The 15,991-nt window shown below is 56.1% G+C and carries 16 protein-coding genes and 4 pseudogenes; 11 read left to right on the plus strand and 9 right to left on the minus strand.

The window, feature by feature from the left end; genetic code table 11:
* Positions 1 to 280 precede the first annotated feature (280 nt).
* From AC1DVE_RS13695 to pcaG, 5 genes and pseudogenes are all read left to right on the plus strand, one after another.
* Entirely contained in the window at positions 281 to 601 is a 321-nt protein-coding gene (locus AC1DVE_RS13695; protein WP_477783981.1) for an isochorismate lyase, read from the plus strand.
* A gap of 140 nt (positions 602 to 741) precedes the next feature.
* A pseudogene (locus tag AC1DVE_RS13700) lies at positions 742 to 972 on the plus strand (LysR family transcriptional regulator); the annotation flags it as partial.
* Between the two features lie 65 nt (positions 973 to 1,037).
* Complete coding sequence (pcaQ, locus tag AC1DVE_RS13705) at positions 1,038 to 1,961, plus strand: pca operon transcription factor PcaQ (protein ID WP_223532104.1); 924 nt, start codon at positions 1,038 to 1,040, stop codon at positions 1,959 to 1,961.
* Between the two features lie 126 nt (positions 1,962 to 2,087).
* Positions 2,088 to 2,807, plus strand: coding sequence for a protocatechuate 3,4-dioxygenase subunit beta (pcaH, locus tag AC1DVE_RS13710; RefSeq protein WP_223455531.1), 720 nt, complete (start codon positions 2,088 to 2,090; stop codon positions 2,805 to 2,807).
* A 12-nt stretch (positions 2,808 to 2,819) separates the two neighbouring features.
* Positions 2,820 to 3,422, plus strand: coding sequence for a protocatechuate 3,4-dioxygenase subunit alpha (gene pcaG, locus AC1DVE_RS13715; RefSeq protein ID WP_223532102.1), 603 nt, complete (start codon positions 2,820 to 2,822; stop codon positions 3,420 to 3,422).
* 168 nt (positions 3,423 to 3,590) lie between these two features.
* On the opposite strand, the gene AC1DVE_RS13720 is transcribed toward pcaG, so the two are convergent.
* From AC1DVE_RS13720 to AC1DVE_RS13730, 3 genes are all read right to left on the minus strand, one after another.
* Positions 3,591 to 4,517 carry a LysR family transcriptional regulator gene (locus AC1DVE_RS13720; RefSeq protein WP_223455529.1) on the minus strand — a complete coding sequence of 309 codons (927 nt, stop codon included), beginning with the start codon at positions 4,515 to 4,517 and terminating at the stop codon, positions 3,591 to 3,593.
* Positions 4,514 to 5,488, minus strand: coding sequence for a quinone oxidoreductase family protein (locus tag AC1DVE_RS13725; protein WP_223532099.1), 975 nt, complete (start codon positions 5,486 to 5,488; stop codon positions 4,514 to 4,516). Before AC1DVE_RS13725 ends, AC1DVE_RS13720 begins: the two co-directional genes overlap by 4 nt.
* A gap of 149 nt (positions 5,489 to 5,637) precedes the next feature.
* A complete protein-coding gene (locus tag AC1DVE_RS13730) occupies positions 5,638 to 6,558 on the minus strand; it encodes a universal stress protein (protein ID WP_223536218.1) in 921 nt (306 codons plus the stop codon).
* A 374-nt stretch (positions 6,559 to 6,932) separates the two neighbouring features.
* Here AC1DVE_RS13730 and AC1DVE_RS13735 point away from each other — a divergent pair, with 374 nt between their 5' ends.
* Entirely contained in the window at positions 6,933 to 7,358 is a 426-nt protein-coding gene (locus AC1DVE_RS13735; RefSeq protein WP_477783982.1) for a potassium channel family protein, read from the plus strand.
* Positions 7,359 to 7,430: 72 nt separating this feature from the next.
* Here the strand turns inward: AC1DVE_RS13735 and AC1DVE_RS13740 are convergent, their stop codons facing one another.
* Positions 7,431 to 8,315, minus strand: a complete 885-nt coding sequence (locus AC1DVE_RS13740) for a universal stress protein (RefSeq protein WP_477783983.1) — start codon at positions 8,313 to 8,315, stop codon at positions 7,431 to 7,433.
* Positions 8,316 to 8,697: 382 nt separating this feature from the next.
* On the opposite strand from AC1DVE_RS13740, the gene fnr reads away from it, so the two are divergent.
* Positions 8,698 to 9,441 carry a fumarate/nitrate reduction transcriptional regulator Fnr gene (gene fnr, locus AC1DVE_RS13745; RefSeq protein ID WP_223455523.1) on the plus strand — a complete coding sequence of 248 codons (744 nt, stop codon included), beginning with the start codon at positions 8,698 to 8,700 and terminating at the stop codon, positions 9,439 to 9,441.
* A gap of 88 nt (positions 9,442 to 9,529) precedes the next feature.
* Here fnr and AC1DVE_RS13750 read toward each other — a convergent pair whose 3' ends face one another.
* From AC1DVE_RS13750 to AC1DVE_RS13765, 4 genes and pseudogenes are all read right to left on the minus strand, one after another.
* On the minus strand, positions 9,530 to 10,438 hold the full coding sequence (locus AC1DVE_RS13750) for a universal stress protein (RefSeq protein WP_477783984.1): 909 nt from the start codon (positions 10,436 to 10,438) through the stop codon (positions 9,530 to 9,532).
* Positions 10,439 to 10,716: 278 nt separating this feature from the next.
* Positions 10,717 to 11,640, minus strand: coding sequence for a universal stress protein (locus AC1DVE_RS13755; protein WP_477783985.1), 924 nt, complete (start codon positions 11,638 to 11,640; stop codon positions 10,717 to 10,719).
* A 24-nt stretch (positions 11,641 to 11,664) separates the two neighbouring features.
* Positions 11,665 to 11,889, minus strand: coding sequence for a hypothetical protein (locus AC1DVE_RS13760; protein ID WP_223455520.1), 225 nt, complete (start codon positions 11,887 to 11,889; stop codon positions 11,665 to 11,667).
* Positions 11,890 to 11,929: 40 nt separating this feature from the next.
* Positions 11,930 to 12,037 (minus strand): annotated as a pseudogene (locus tag AC1DVE_RS13765) (hypothetical protein); the annotation flags it as partial.
* Between the two features lie 301 nt (positions 12,038 to 12,338).
* On the opposite strand from AC1DVE_RS13765, the gene AC1DVE_RS13770 reads away from it, so the two are divergent.
* The gene (locus AC1DVE_RS13770) at positions 12,339 to 13,259 is read left to right on the plus strand and encodes a universal stress protein (protein ID WP_223455519.1); all 921 of its coding nucleotides are present in this window, start codon (positions 12,339 to 12,341) and stop codon (positions 13,257 to 13,259) included.
* A 67-nt stretch (positions 13,260 to 13,326) separates the two neighbouring features.
* Here the strand turns inward: AC1DVE_RS13770 and AC1DVE_RS13775 are convergent.
* Positions 13,327 to 13,675 (minus strand): annotated as a pseudogene (locus AC1DVE_RS13775) (tetratricopeptide repeat protein); the annotation flags it as partial.
* A gap of 407 nt (positions 13,676 to 14,082) precedes the next feature.
* Between AC1DVE_RS13775 and AC1DVE_RS13780 the strand changes: the two are divergent.
* The 3 genes and pseudogenes from AC1DVE_RS13780 to AC1DVE_RS13790 all read left to right on the plus strand — a co-directional run.
* On the plus strand, positions 14,083 to 14,481 hold the full coding sequence (locus AC1DVE_RS13780; RefSeq protein ID WP_223455518.1) for a hypothetical protein: 399 nt from the start codon (positions 14,083 to 14,085) through the stop codon (positions 14,479 to 14,481).
* A gap of 550 nt (positions 14,482 to 15,031) precedes the next feature.
* Positions 15,032 to 15,310, plus strand: coding sequence for a DUF2790 domain-containing protein (locus AC1DVE_RS13785; protein WP_008001371.1), 279 nt, complete (start codon positions 15,032 to 15,034; stop codon positions 15,308 to 15,310).
* Positions 15,311 to 15,588: 278 nt separating this feature from the next.
* Positions 15,589 to 15,991, plus strand: a pseudogene (locus tag AC1DVE_RS13790) (hypothetical protein); the annotation flags it as partial.

Raw genomic sequence — 15,991 nt, forward strand, 5'->3', positions numbered from 1 at the left:
TCGTTTCTGAAAACAACCGAGGTCTGCCGCGTGGTTCTGCGAACGTTACGCTCTTTCGTCCCCTCGCGGCTCACAGGAAATGCTGATGGCCAAGGGAGCTGCTTACGCCAGACTGCTATCGGCCGATTCTGTTGAAAAAGTCGGTCTGCCTTAGCCAAAAAACGCTCATCGTGCGGCGGACGGCGGATTTTATGGTATTCAGGCTGTATCGCTCACGGAAGACAGCGCGCCGATACTTCTTCCGAAGGCCACGATTTTTTCAGCAAACGGAGTCACCTACATGGACGTCATCAATCAGTTGCAGCCCGAAGAGTGTGCAGGTATGGAGGATATTCGACGCGAAATCGATGCCCTTGATCAGGTTGTTATCAAGCTGTTGGGCAAGCGTTTTCACTACGTACTGGCTGCCTCGAAGTACAAGACCTCAGTGACTGCGGTGCGTGCTCCGGAGCGCTTCAAGGCCATGTTGGCGACACGACGCGAGTGGGCCGAGGCTGAGGGCCTGAGCCCGGATGCAATCGAGAAGATGTACAGTGACCTGGTGAACCACTTCATTGCAGAAGAGATGAAACACTGGGCGGCTCATCAATCCAACACCTGACTCTAGTGTCCGGACTGTCCGCCATGGGTCGGCTGCTGCCCCTAGCCAGAGGCAACAATCGGCCAGAAGCGGTGGTTCGAGAGAGGGTGTGAGGTAATACCAAGGGTCTGCAGAATATGCACGCTCATGGCAACGAATGGCTGGTCAAGCAAGGCATGGGACTGACCATCATCGATGAGTTCGTGGCCCAGGACAGCGGGCTGATCGTCGTACCGCTGGTTGAGGCGATTCATTTCGATATCAGCTTTGTCTACTCGCGGTTCGAGCCGCTTGGCGAATCCGCCACGCAGCTCATGCAGGTGCTTTATCAGCAGGCCGTCAAACTGGGACGACTGATCCCGGGATGCGAACTGCCGAATGTCGACCGATAGCTACCGTTTGCCCGCATCGGTCACCAGGATTAATGAATGCCACACCACGAAGGCGGAGCAGCAGATTGAACATCGATACCCGAATCAAATTCCGTCATCTGGTGTGTTTTCTCGAGGTGGCGCGCCAGGGTAGCCTGGCACGTGCCTGCGACAAGTTGGCAATCAGCCAGCCGGCGCTTTCGAAAACCCTCAAGGAACTGGAATCCCTGCTGGCTGCCAAGCTGTTCGAGCGGAGCAAAAAGGGCTCGACGCTGACCGAGGCCGGGGTGGCCTTTTTGCGATATGCGGGACCGAGCGTGCAATCGCTGCGTGAAGGGGTCAACAGTTTGCGCTCCGGTGTACATGAGCCGATTGCCGTACGGCTCGGCGTGCTATCCACCGTCGAAAGCCTGTTGGTGCCTGAGGTTGTCTGCCGTTTACACGACCGGCATCCCGCCTTGGCGGTCAGTGTCGTGACCGGGCCGAGCGCCTACCTGCTGTCCCAACTGCGTGTCGGCGAGCTGGACCTGGTGGTCGGCAGAATGACCGATAGCCCATCGATTCACGGCTTGACGTTCGAGCACCTTTACAGCGAATCCATGACCCTGGTGGTACGTAACGGCCATCCAGTGCTGACTGATCCACTGGGGCATAAAAACCTCGAAGACTATCCAGTGGTACTTCCGCTGGCGGGGACGACGATCCGCAAATTCGCCGACAGCCTGTTTGTGCAGCACGGGATCACCCCCTCGCGCCAACGCCTGGAAACCCTGTCGGTTGCCCTGAGCCGGCGCTACATACAATGCAGCCAGGCAATCTGGGTCGCGCCTTTTGACGCGGTCAGACAGGACTTGAAGCTAGGTGAGTTGGTGGAACTGGGGATGCGTGAAGCCGGTGGTTCCGTGGGGCTCTGCACAAATCCTGTGTTGCCGGTGACACCTGCGGCCCAGTGGTGCGTGGAGGCATTGCGCGAGGTCGGGCAAGAATATAGCGAAGGGAAATATCCATAACCATTTGGACATGTATTAAGTCGGTTTTTTCAATTTTGGGTTGGGTCGCACAAGAGGAGACTGGGCTGCAAGTCGCTGCCATCGCAGCGCTTGCCTCTGACCAACCATAACAATAGGAAAATCGACATGTCTGATGCGCACGAGAGCCGCTTCGCCATTCGTGACCGTAATTGGCATCCCAAAGCCCTGACACCTGACTACAAGACTTCGATCCTGCGCTCCCCCCGCCAGGCATTGGTGAGCATTCCCCAGTCTGTCTCGGAAACCAGCGGCCCGGATTTTTCCCATCTGAAGATGGGCCAGCACGATAACGACCTGCTGCTGAATTTCAATCACGGCGGCCTGCCCATCGGCGAACGCATCATCGTCGCGGGCCGGGTTTGTGATCAGTACGGCAAGCCGATCCCACATACTTTGGTGGAAATGTGGCAAGCCAATGCGGGTGGTCGTTACCGGCATAAAAAAGACAGTTACCTGGCCCCTCTTGATCCGAATTTCGGCGGCGTCGGCCGTGCCTTGACTGACCGCGATGGCAACTACAGCTTCCGCACGGTCAAGCCCGGTCCCTACCCATGGCGCAACGGTCCCAACGACTGGCGACCGGCGCATATCCATGTCTCCATCAGTGGCCCGTCCATTGCCACGCGCCTGATTACCCAGCTGTATTTCGAAGGCGATCCGCTGATCCCCATGTGCCCGATCGTCAAGTCGATCGCCAATCCGGAAGCGGTACAGAGCCTGATCGCCAGGCTCGACATGAGCATGGCCAATCCTATGGATTGCCTGGCTTATCGCTTTGATATCGTCCTGCGCGGCCAGCGCAAGACCCACTTCGAAAACTGCTGAGGAGGCCTGCATATGCCCGTTCAACTTCTGCCTGAAACCCCGTCGCAAACAGCCGGTCCCTATGTCCATATCGGATTGGCACTGGAGGCGGCCGGCAACCCGCCGCGGGAACAGGAAATCTGGAATGTGATGGCAAAACCTGGCGCGCCTGGTGAGCACATTCTATTGATGGGTCACGTTTATGACGGTAACGGCCACTTGATTCGCGACGCGTTTCTGGAACTCTGGCAGGCCAATCACCAAGGCCACTACGACAGCGGTTTCGATCTGGAAAAACCCTTCAACTGCTTTGGTCGTACCGCCACTACCGATGTCGGTGAATGGACGATCGAAACCGTCAAGCCTGGCCTGGTGAAAAATGCCTCGGGTGTGCCCATGGCAGCGCATATCAATGTGTCGCTGTTCGCCCGGGGCATCAACATTCACCTGCAGACGCGACTGTATTTCGACGACGAATCCGAGGCGAATGCAGTGGACCCCGTATTGAATCTGATCGAACAGCCACATCGGCGTGAATCCCTGATTGCCAGGCGCTGCACGGTTGACGGGAAGCTGGCCTACCGCTTCGACATTCACCTTCAAGGCGAATCGGAAACGGTGTTCTTCGACTTCTGACGATGCAAGCACCGTGTTGAGAGACCAGCGCTCAACATCTACAAAACCCGTACTGAGGCAGCCTCCCCGTTGCAGGTGCATTGCTGCTACGTCTTGCCATGAACGTCCATGACATGCCTTCAGCTGTTGTCGAGGGAAGAGGACATTCACTTGCTGAGGCAGCCTCGGTCAAATGGCCCATGGGGGCGCGGGGGTAAACTTTGACTCGATCCATTGTTTGAACGCGACGACCACGGCGCCCGGAAACTTGGCCGATGGCCTGACCAGGTAGACCCCACCGGCGGTGTCCAATTGCCAGTCAGGAAGGACATGCAACAGCCTCCCGGCAGCAATATCACGACTCATCAACCAGTCACCGGCCCCCAGTATTCCCGCATCGGCGCGGGCCGCTGCCAGTAATGATTCGCTGTCATTGGCCGTCAGGTTTCCTTTGGGAGAAACCGTCTGCAGCTCATTGCCGCGATGGAGTCTCCACTGGGGAAAAGACACAAGGCCACTGAAGCGAAGGCAATTGTGCCTGATCAGATCCTGTGGCGTTTCGGGCATGCCGTGCTGTCTGATGTAAGCAGGCGAGGCACACAGTATCCGGCGATGGTCACTTAGTTTTTTGGCTATCAACCGGTTGTCTTCCAATTCTCCGATTCGGATCGCCGCGTCAAAACCTTCATCAATGATGTCGACCAGACGCTCGCTATAGTCTGCAAGGATCGAGACATGCGGATGAGCCTTGAGAAACTCCGGCAGCATCGGGCCAAGCCAGCGCCGTCCCATGGCTGCTGGCAATGCAAGCCGCAAAGTACCGCGGATTTCGCTGGCGCCCTCAGACGCTTGCTGCTGCGCTTCATTCATCAATTCGATGGCTGAGCGAAGGCGCTGCTCCAGCCTGGCACCTGTTTCAGTAATTCGAACCTGCCGGGTGGAGCGCTCCACGAGCCGAACGCCAAGGCGCCTTTCCATTGCGGCGAGTCGCTTTGAGACGACTGTAGGATGTCGCTGCAATAGCCGCCCAGCCCCGACAAATGAACCTTGCGAGGCCACGGCCAGAAACGCAGCGATTTCGTCACTGTGCTGATTATTCAGAACATCAAGATTCATGGTTTTAGAATGATCGCCCCCGATGAACGCCCCGACTCCAGGTCAGCATGCGCCAATGCTGCGTCCGCCAGAGAGTAGCTTGCCCGGACCCGAGGTTTGATAATACCCGCACCTATGGCGGCCAACACATCCTGCGCTCGTTCCTGGTACTCAGAGGCACTCGCCGTATGGGCTGCCAACGAAGGACGTGTCAGGAACAGCGAGCCTTTGGCATTGAGTGTCGACAACTCCACGGCTGACGGCGCACCCGATGAAGCGCCAAACGATACCATCAGACCTCGTGGTCGCAAGCTATCCAGGGATGCCTGGAAAGAAACACGCCCTATTGGGTCATAGACGACGTCGACCATTTTACCTTTGGTGATTCGAGCGACCTCGCAAGCCAGGCTGTCAGCATCGAACACCAGGACTTCATCGCATCCCGACGCCTGAGCTTTCTCGACACTGGCCTGCTTTGAAACCACGCCGATCACAGTGGCCCCCAAGTGTCTGGCCCACGGCACCATGATTTCCCCCAACCCTCCAGCCACACCGTAGAGGAGCATGGTTGTATCGGGCCCCACAGGATAGGTGGCTTTCAAAAGGTACTGTGCAGTGATGCCCTTGAACATGACGGCTGAGGCATCGTCAAATGACAGCGAATCCGGAATTTTGACCAGCCGCTCTGCCGGATAAAGCCGGGCCGAAGCATAGGAACCGATAGGGCCGGTGGCATAGGCCACGCGATCCCCTACTCGCACGTTGCTGACACCCGCCCCCACAGCTGCGACACGCCCAGCGCCTTCCAGCCCAAGTCCAGATGGCAACGCAATGGGCACCGCGCCCTTGCGCTGGGTAACGTCGAGAAAGTTGACACCTACAGCCTCTTGCTCAAGCCAGACCTCGCCTTGGCCTGGCGTTTGTTCGCTCAGTGTCTCCAGGTTCAGTACTTCAGGGTTGCCGAACTGGTTAAACCGGATCGCAGATACCATGGTCATTTCTCCTTCAGTCAAAAGCCGTTATCAAATGAGTGGCCTCAGTGTGAGAACTGATCTTCTGATGAACAAGACGGGTCGATTGCAGGACATTAATGCACTGATTGCAGCAATATAATAGGTGGTTTCATCGTAGGGCGCCCCGTTCAATCGGGCGGGGGGAAGGGTTTGACGATCATCAAACTGCACGGTGCCCGGTTTAACACGCTCTCGGCGGTATCGCCGATAAACCGGTCAGGCCCATGGTGATAAACCGTGCCCAGCACCACCATGTCAAAGGCATTCTGTTGAGCGAAAAGTCCGATGACCTTATGGGGGACGCCCGTCAGTGAGTGTCGGCGTGTATTGTTGATGCAATAGCGCTCGGCAAGCACATCGAAAGCCTCTTGTTGGGCATCTTCAATCGCGTCCCTCAAACTGTCATCAAGACTGCCCGTTGGCACACTCATCGGCGCATCGCTCATCTCTGACCAACGACTGACGTTAAGTAAGTGCAGCGCGGCGCCGCAGCTGGCCGCCAGAGTAGATGCCAGATCGAGTATTCGGTCATTTAATCCCCGGGTCAGCTCTTCCAGATGGGACAGATCGATCGCCGCGAGAATTTTCAATGGTTTGGGATTTTTGGCGCTGGTAACCAGGTGCAGGTGGGTCGGACACTCGCGTAGCAGTCGCCAGTCCACAGGCCGGTGAAAGGCACGGTCAAGTGCCGGCACATAATGGGTGTCCTTGATTACCAGGTCCGGAAGAAAGTCATTCACGTACTCAAGCAGGTTTGTCAGACTCGACTTGGCCCAGACCACTTCGGTGGTCACCTGCCGGCCACCGCATCGTTGAAACCGGGCCTGCTGCTCCAGCCAATGACGGTGCACCTGCAGATAACCTTCTCGTGCCTGGGCCATCGCATCGTGGTCAAGCAGACCGGCTACCGCCAGTGCCTGGACATAATCGAACGCGACAATGTGCAATAAGGCACCGGTTGCACAAGCCAAGGCATGGGCACGCTCAAACGCCGGGGTCAGGGTCATTTCGCTGGGGGCTATCATTAGAATGCGTTTGAGTTTGAGCATCACATACCTCGCCCTGAAACCTGCCTGCCTGAGTGCAAACCCGCCTTCCTGTCGGGGCCTTGGGTCAAACGCTTGTTACTTGGATTTACTTCGAGCGGGCTCGTGACTGCAGCCAGCAAAATATCCGGCAATACAACGAACAAGTACGTCCTCATAATCGTCCCGTCGATTTGTTGCGACTGGAGAGCTGTAGTTCGATTATTTGGCGTTATGCCGTGGGGGACCTGACTTTTATCAACTAATCAGCAGCTATCGTTAACGCAACGACTGGCTTTCGATTACTAAAACCCTTGTTGATTCAGCTCAACGATTTTCCGGCTCCCAGGCGTAGAAGTACTCTGATTCACCGCCTCCCTTTTCGCTGGAGATTTGCCATGCTGGCAGTCACGCGGATCAATACGCTGGTGGTCATCATCACCGTAGTGATCCACTACGAATGTCTGTTACGCCTGAATGATTGGCTACCCCGGCTCAAGCTGTGGAGCCGCTTCAGAATCGTAGTTGGAGTATTCGGCGCCCTCCTGGCCCACGCGATAGAGGTCTGGTGCTTTGCGCTGGTCTATTACCTGATGGTGCACTCCGGGAGATGGGGCAGCCTGACGGGCAACTTCGACGGTACGCTGATGGACTGCGTTTACTTTTCCTTTACGACGTACACGACGATCGGCTTCGGCGATATTTCGCCTGTGGGCAACCTCAAATACTTGACCGGTCTACAAGCCCTTACCGGGCTGGTGCTCATCACATGGACCGCATCCTTCCTGTTTCTGGAAATGCAAAAGTACTGGAAGCGCAACTAATCCCCTTTCTGACTCGTATCAGACTCAACTGTCGAACTGACGGTGTGCCATCAAGTCTGGTACAGACTCGATCTAGACCGCCAGAACGCAGCATGGCACCTGATACAGAATATGCTCGGTCGTGCTGCCCAAAAGCTTGTCCACACCATGGGACTGGACTCTGCCCATCACGATCACATCCACGTTGTGTTCATTAGCAAACTCACTCAACACCGTGACCGGATGTCCCTCAATGAAATGTCGACGATCGGAGGGCACCCCGAACCGGCCTGCCAACTCAAGGAAAGACTTTTCCAGGTCTCTGCGAAGCGCTTTGGTAAGGTCAGCAAGTGTCAGGCCGCCCATGTCCGCAAGATAAGCGGCCGAGATATCGCAGGCGTACAGCAAATGCAATTCGGCATTGCACTGCATGGCAAGACTGCAAGCCTGCTTGATGATTCGGTCATTCAGTTCGTTGTCGACGGACTCGATATCCGATACCTCGACCGCGGCTACAACCTTGCGGGGCAAAACGTAGCAGCTCCCGCCCACCAGATAGACCGGCACCGGACAGTGACGCAACAAATGCCAGTCCAACGGGGTGAAGAAGGCCCGTTTGAGCACGGACTCATGCTGAACCTCCTTGATCAACAAGTCGGGCTGCATGTCCGTGACGTGATCAATGATGTCCTGCTTGATGTCCTCAGCCCAAGCCACCTCGGTGGTTACCTCGATCCCTCTGCCACGCAAATTCTCGGCCTGAGCCTTGAACCAGTGGCGATGGTCCTGCAGGTAACGCTCCCGAGCCAGTTCTCGATCGCCGTCTTCAAGCAACGATAACCATTTGAACGAGGGGATTAGCGCCGCGATATGCAAACTCGCGCCGCTGGTCTTGGCCAGCGCTGCCGCACGATTCATGGCTGGAGAATGGCGCAAGGCCGGGTTGAGGATCAGTAACAGGCTTTGATACTGGCTCATGATAAATCTCCAGTGGTGTGGATACACGACGCAGGCCGCCTCTGTGTAGACGCCAGCGATTCACCACCAATGTCCATGGCCGGTTCAGTTTGCACGTCATGCCTCTGTAGTTGCTCGGCACTCAGAAAATCACTCATGAACTTCTCCGCCAGAGGATCAGGTAACCAGTAGGTTTTTCCTCGATTCTGAGAGTCTGAAGCGCTCATGACTTGATTTACATCAAATCTCAAAGACTGCGTATGGGCCCAATGGCGCATGGGAACCAATCGACGGAACGGGGTTTTCACCCACTCGTCTGTTACGTCCACATTACTTTGAAACAAAGGGTGATTTGGGTGGGTACTACCTATGCTTATCCCATCCATACGGGGGCATTTAGATCATGTCTGAAGCCAGGCCGTTTCAAAGTCAAAACCTCAAGTCTGCATGTTCCAACTGCAGCGTGTTGGAGTTGTGCCTGCCGCTTGGCCTGACCGGTCTGGAAATCAAACGTCTGGACACACTGATCGTTCAACGATTGAAGGTCAAAAAAGGCGCAGCACTCTACCGCACAGGCGATCCGTTGCGTTCGCTTTATGCCGTGCGAATCGGTTCGTTCAAGACCAGCGTGCTTTCGGTCGATGGTCGCGAGCAAGTCACGGGGTTCCAGATCCCCGGTGAAATACTTGGTCTAGATGCCATCAGTACCGACCTGCATGCTTGTAATGCGGTTGCGTTGGAGGATAGCGAGGTCTGCCCCGTCCACTTTGCTCACCTGGAAAAACTTGCCCGAGAACTGCCGTCATTGCAGCACAACCTGAACAAAATCCTCAGCCGGGAAATCGTTCGCGATCACGACATGCTGATGATGCTGGGTAACATGAACTCGGATGAACGCCTGGCCGCTTTTCTTTTGAATTTGTCGCAGCGTTTGAATACGCGCGGTTACTCGTCCAGCAGTTTTGTGCTGAAAATGCGTCGGGAGGAAATCGGCTCTTACCTGGGCCTGCGCCTTGAAACCATCTGTCGGGGCATAGCGCACCTGCGTGACCAGGGACTGGTGGAAATAAACGGCCGCGACGTCCACATCCAGAACATGGACGGGCTCAAGAAACTGATCGTGGGCTGCCATCGTCACCTCCGCTGACACCTGCTGCCTGGAGAATTTTCATGCGTGCCATGGTTCTGGCTGGCGCTGTTGCGCACAGGTCAGTTCAACGGCGCGATAGCGCTCATTACCTGACACGCGACCTGACCACCAGAATGCTGCCCGGCACAGAGTACAGTGCTCGCTCTGTGTTGCTACCGATCAACCGGTCGAGCCCCACCCGATGCGCAGTGCCCATCACCACGACGTCGGCCAGGTATTGCTCGACAAACTCACTGATCGCCGGCACCGGCAGTCCCATGACGAAATGCCGTCGCTCCGGTGGCACCCCGTAGCGCTCTGCCAATGTAACAAACGCCTGGTGCAAGGATTGACGTAGCTCTTCGCTGAGATCCACGCCCCAACCGCCCCCGGCCAGTGGCGCGTCGCTGTTGAAAGCGGGCGATAAATCATAGGCGAATAGCAGGTGTAACGGAGCATCGCATTGCAGGGCCATAGCGTTGGCGGTCTGAATGATGGTGTCGTTCAAACCGCTGATTTGTGTCGACGGATCGAACGGGTCCACTGCCGCGACGATTCGGTGCGGCAAGCTGTAACGGACGTGATTGACCAGATGCACGGGGATTGGGCATTCACGCAACAAATGACAATCAAGCGGGGTGATGAACACTCGCTTGAGCACGGGCTCAAGGGTTACATCCTTGATCAACAGGTCGGGCTTGAGGTCCTCGACCGTCTTCAAAATGTCCAGCAGCGGATGGGTGGTGAAGACGGCTTTGACCGTCACATCCAGCCCCAGGTCGCTGAGTCGATCGAGCTCTTCAGCCTCCCAGCGGCGGTAGCGACGCAGATAGCGCTGATGCTCTGCGTCGTCGACTTTTTCTTGCCATAAATGAACCACCGGCGCCGGTTCGACAAAGGCCCGCACATCCAGTACGGCCCCGGCTGCCTTGGCCAGTGCGACGGCACGCAACTGGGCGGGAGACTGATGCAGGGTTTGGTCAGCGATCAGCAGAAAACGTTGATATTGACCCATCACACACCTCCGTTCGACTCCGGTCATACAGTGCCGGCATGGTTTCAAGACTGCGCTTTATCACCTCGTGCGGTTTGATTTACATCAAGCACACGTAAACCAGTGCCGCCGGCACCGCTGTCTGATCCAGATCAGATTCAAGCATCGACAGCGGTGTAGAAAAGGATTCAAACGTGGTTCTTTTGCTGCGCGCCAACCTTTCAAGCCCATCGTCTTTACCTGTAGAAAATCGCCCCGCGATGTTCCGGCCAACGGCTCATCACGGGGCGACCAAGCCCTCAGGATTGCAGCATTCTTCCCGGCTTGATCGCCAGCACACTGCACGGCGCCCGATGCAGGAGTTGCTCGGCCGTGGTTCCGAGCAATTTACTCAAGCCCTTGTGCTGCACCGTGCCCATGACAATGACATCGCTGCGGTACTCTAAGACAAATCCACAAATACTCGGCACGGGTGCCCCCGCCACGAAGTGCCGACGCTCCGGTGGCACGCCGTGGCGTTCAGCGATGGCCGCAAATGCCTCATGCTGAGCCGCTCCCAACATTTCATGGATCCCGCTGGCCAGTGGCAATGCGGCAAAGCCCATGTCCTGGACGTATACAGCCGTCCAGTCATACACATGCAGCAACTCAAGACTGGCATCACAGACCGCAGCCAGCTTCACCGCGGCGTCGATAATCTGGTCGTTGAACACAGAGCCCTGATCTTCATCGCGCAACACGTCAATGATGGCCAGTACATTGCGTGGCCGGGCATTCAGCGCAGTAGTCACCAGATGCACCGGCGCTGGGCAATCGCGCAGCAGCTGCCAATCCAGCGGTGTGAAAAACACGCGCTTGAACGCCGATTCTTCTTGGGCGTCCTTGATGATCAGCGTCAGCGGCATCTCATGGATGGAGTTCAGGATCTCTTCGTAAGGATGCTGTACCCACACCACTTCGCTAGTGACCTCGACGCCCTGCTTGCTCATCCATCCCGCCTGATCCGCGAGCCATTGGCGATGGATTTGCAGATAGCCGTCCCGGGCCAGGCTGAATTGTTCCGGGGCGAACAGCCCGGCCACCGCCAGGGCCTGTGAATAGTCGAACGCCACAAGGTGCAATGGCAATTGCATCGCGAGCGCAAGCGCGACGGCCCGGTCGAATGCCGGTGTCCGAGTCATGGCTGAAGGCGCGATCAAGAGTAAACGCTGAGATTGCGACATGGGGCACCTCGGCACAGGGTCATGTCAATCCTGGAGTAGAACCACAGAAGGCGTTTGACGCTCAGGTATCCGTCTTGTGTCGTCTACCGGGCCAGCGCCACTTGGCCAGACATGTGGCGCCTCGATACGTGCCTTGAGCTGGCCAACAAACGCCTGTGCTTCTCCCAGACTGTTGAAGTTCACTTCCAAGGCGTCCATGTACACGACCCAGCAATGGCTTACCGGCTTCTGCGTGATATCAATGATCATTGAAACCTCCGTACTACTTAGAGAATCAGCGCGCACAGCGTCACGGCGTAATCGCAACCCTCATCACACCGTCTCGTTGGTGAGCAAACAATTCATAGGCCGCTTCAATATCATCGAGTTTGAAACGGTGGGTCACCAGCGGCGACAGGCCCCAGCCGCGCTCATGGTTGCCATGGTAATCCCTCCTTTTCGTACGTAAGCCAAAGCCCAGCACGAACCCAAAGACTGCGCCGGGGAGCCGGACGAAAGATTGATAATGGTCAACAATTTCTTCACTGGACGACGCCCGGATAACCGCGCGTCGGCCAAGATCATTCTTCCCCCCTCCATTTGACAAAGATCAAACCCGGAGCTCCGAACGGCGGCAGGCTAAGTGAAAGGCTTCACTGCCCAATAACGCCGAAGCCATTGGGGCTAGCGATTGCGCGATTACCTTGCGGAGATTTGTCATGTCTGATCAATCACGTTTCATGCTGGTCGTCTCGCCATTGATGGAAAACAGCCCCGCCTTCGACCGGGCCGCCGCGTTGGCCAAGGCTACGGGTGCCGCCCTGCACATCGTGGCGTTCGATTATCTTGAAGGACTGGCGACTGCCGCAATGGTCAACGAACAAGCGCTGGAGCAGATGCGGCTGGGTTATGTCGAGCGCCATCGCCAGTGGCTCGAAGACCAGGCCCGCCCCTTGCGCAAGATCGGTGTGCACGTCACCACTGAAGTCGTCTGGGTCGAAAGGCCCTTGCAGGAAATCCTCATTCATCTCAAAGAACAGCCGATGTCCGTATTGATCAAGGCGCTGGAACACGAATCGCTGCTGTCACGCCTGATGTTTACGCCCTTGGATATCCATCTACTGCGCGAATGCCCGGTACCCCTGCATTTTGTCAGTCATTTGCACAACGTTTTGCCGCGCAAGATCGTCGCCGCAGTTGACTCTTTTCATTGTGATGACCAATACGAAGGCTTCAACGACAGAATTCTGCGCGAGGCCTCCAAACTGGCGAGTATCTGTAACGCAGAACTGGACGTGATCTACGCCCATGACCTTTCCAGCATCAGTGCGGACGAATTCGGTTTCAGTAATGGCTCGGCGTTTTTCTCATCGGGAAAAGCCAAGACCCTGTTCGACGCGCAGGCTGATGCGTTTCAAAACCTTTCTGAGCGCAACGGTATCCCGCCGGAACACCAGCATATGATCATGGGCAATCCGGCCAAGGTGCTTTCCAGCTACGCGGGTGCCAATGACACCGATGTGATTGTCATGGGACGCGTTGGTCACCGCGCAATGGAGCGGTTGGTTGGCAGTACCGTGGAACATCTGCTGTACAAGTTGCCCTGCAGCGTATGGGTGGTTTCCCCAGAAGAAATCTGAACGATACAGGTGTGGCTCAGCTCGATTCAGACGGGGGTTGTTCAGCAGGGGCCATCTCTGCTTCTTAGCGCCTTTGGGCCTCCTCATCCTGCCCCCTCTGTTCTACGACCAGGTCCTTCCTCTTTGGCTTTGGGTGGGGAACTCGAAGCCTGGGCCTGCTGCGCCGCTTGGATCAATTCGAAGTTGCGGTTGCGTAACTCGACGTTGTTACCAATCCGAATATTAGAGCGTGCCGCCAAGGTTTCAGCTTGCTGGTACTGCCCCTGTTGAAGTCGCAATACTCCGAGGTAATGCAGCGTCGCGGGATTGTTCGGCTGAATATGCAGGGGCGCTCTTCGCTCCGCAGCAATAGAGCAAAGCGACGCGAAGGCGCAAAAAGCGAGGAGCAGAGCCGACAGAAAACTCTTGGTTGGCATCAGGGGGCGGACTCGGCTGATCTCGGACGGCACAGCCCTGAAACAGGCCGCCAGCGCTGCTCGGCATCTGCGATACAGGGCCCCTCTTGACCTGACCAGTACCCTGAAGGTCCCGCTGTAAAGGCCGGCGCAACCAGTATCACTTTTTTACCACCCCCAACATCCAAGCGTGATCCGTATCTGCACTTCACGTTGGGGCAAAAAGGACCGAAGCGGACATCGAGATAGCAGTCCTCAAAGGGGCCGAACACTGAGGCCGTTGGTTATTTAAACAGCGGCTACCTAGAACTTTTCCCTATTTATCGGTCTATGTGGATAGGCACATCCGCTCGATAAGCGCGAACCCGCAGGCTTCCCGCAGCCAGATGGCCACACGTCCAATTGTCAATCAGAGGTTGTCTTCACTCATGAAATTCCATGACCCACGGATGGTGCTCTTCGGCCTGTTCGCGTTCGCGGCAGTGGGCTCGGCATCAGCAACACAGATGAAGACCTCAACCCCTGTTTTCGCACCTGAAGTCGCAGCAGTTCAGGTTCCGGTCCAGGCTGCCGGCAACCCTTGGCCGACCTTGGCCAGTATGGCCGGCAAGCAGCCAGGGTCGTTGCTTGCACATGACGACCGATACTGGCATGACGGCCGCTGGCACGATCGTAGAGACGATTGGCGCCGAGACGACTGGCGTAGAGATAACTGGCGCAGAGAGCAAGCCCGCCGAGAAGCCGAACGCCATCGTGATTGGGAGCGCCACCAGGATCGGGCCATGCGGTACCGCTACGAGGACGATCGCCGCTACTATCGTCGCTAGTGCGACACTTAGGGATCAATCCGCTTGCAACACGGGCGATGCACCGCCAACCTGCGAAACCGGGACACAAACCGGCTCAAAATAGCAGTGCTCGCCCACCAGGTTTTAGAAATCAGGCTGAGAACGTCGACGAGACACGAGTCGGGTACTTGCTCAGCGCTTCCCAAGTGAAGTCTGACCGTCCGCAATGGGTCGGTGGCTACCTTTCGCGACAGTCAACAATCGACCAATACCCGATATTTCTCCCCTGGCTCGATAGCAGGCGTTCGCAATCGCTCGGACTCAGCCGACTGAATTGAAAGCACTGATTCACCGTGCGCGAAAATCCGTCATGACATGTTATGACCTCCTTCAGAAACGGACTTTGCCCAACAAATACGGGGGTTAAAGGACGAACGGTCGAAAGGCGTCAAGCGCGGGGAATTGCCGGGAGTTTGCAGCCACTACAGGCTTTTCAGGCGGGCACGTTCGTCGCGGTGAAGTGAACTTCACTGTCACCTCGTGTCACATTAGGTCCTTGTCAAGTGAACTTAAGAAGAGGTACAGCCTTATGAGCATGGCCACAATTGTCAGTGCGGTGATTTCCAGTCTCGCACCCAGTGTCTTCGACCAGAACAGCCTGCAAGAACCCGGCGCGCATGTCTCAGCCGTCGAATACCACTACGGTATGGAAATCGATGTGAAGCGGGTACTGCAGCGCACCGATACATCCGACAAGACCGGCGTGGTACCGGTGACCCTGGTCTACGAAGACAGCGAGGGCGAGGTTCACAAGATCCGTTTCCTCGAATGGGGTGGAAGCCCCGCCGACCCCACCAGCATTGCCTGATCAACTAGTCGATCGGGTTCCGGGCCTCGCCGCCCTCCCTAGAAGCGGAAGTTAAACCTCATATGCACTCAGTGCGGATGATGTTTTTTGTTACCTGAAAATGGACATGATCGAATGACTAAAAGTTCATTCGCGAAATTCACTATTATCTTGATGGCGTAATGTCGCAAGATTAACTGATAACAATGGCTGGATCTAAATGGTAGTCAGCAACGGTAAATTTCAATCAAACCGTGCTGAGAGCCAAGTTGATTCACTATTGAAACCAAGAGGTCACCATGGAACTTAGTATGTTTTCTTCGTCCACCGTGGAATATGTGCGTTTGGGCGTTGTATATTTTCATCTTATCGCCTGCTGCGTTGCAATCGGGCTGGTTTTGACCAGTGACATTGCAATGGTCAAGCAACTCCTGAAGGGGGATGCGTCAGGTCACCAAGATGACGCGCACATGGAAAGCCTTCAAAAAACCGTATCGCTTGCACTTGTAGCTCTCTGGGTTACGGGCATTGGTATTATCGGGATCGATTATGCCGGCAAGGGGATGGAGTATTTCCTCAACCCCAAACTGCAAGCCAAGATCGGCATCGTTGTGCTGTTGACCTTTAACGGCTTCCTGTTGCATAGCGCTGTATTGCCGGCGCTGAAAAAAGCCGGTTCGTTACTGAAACTCTCCTTCAACC

The sequence above is a fragment of the Pseudomonas sp. P4_B4 genome (assembly GCF_056402255.1).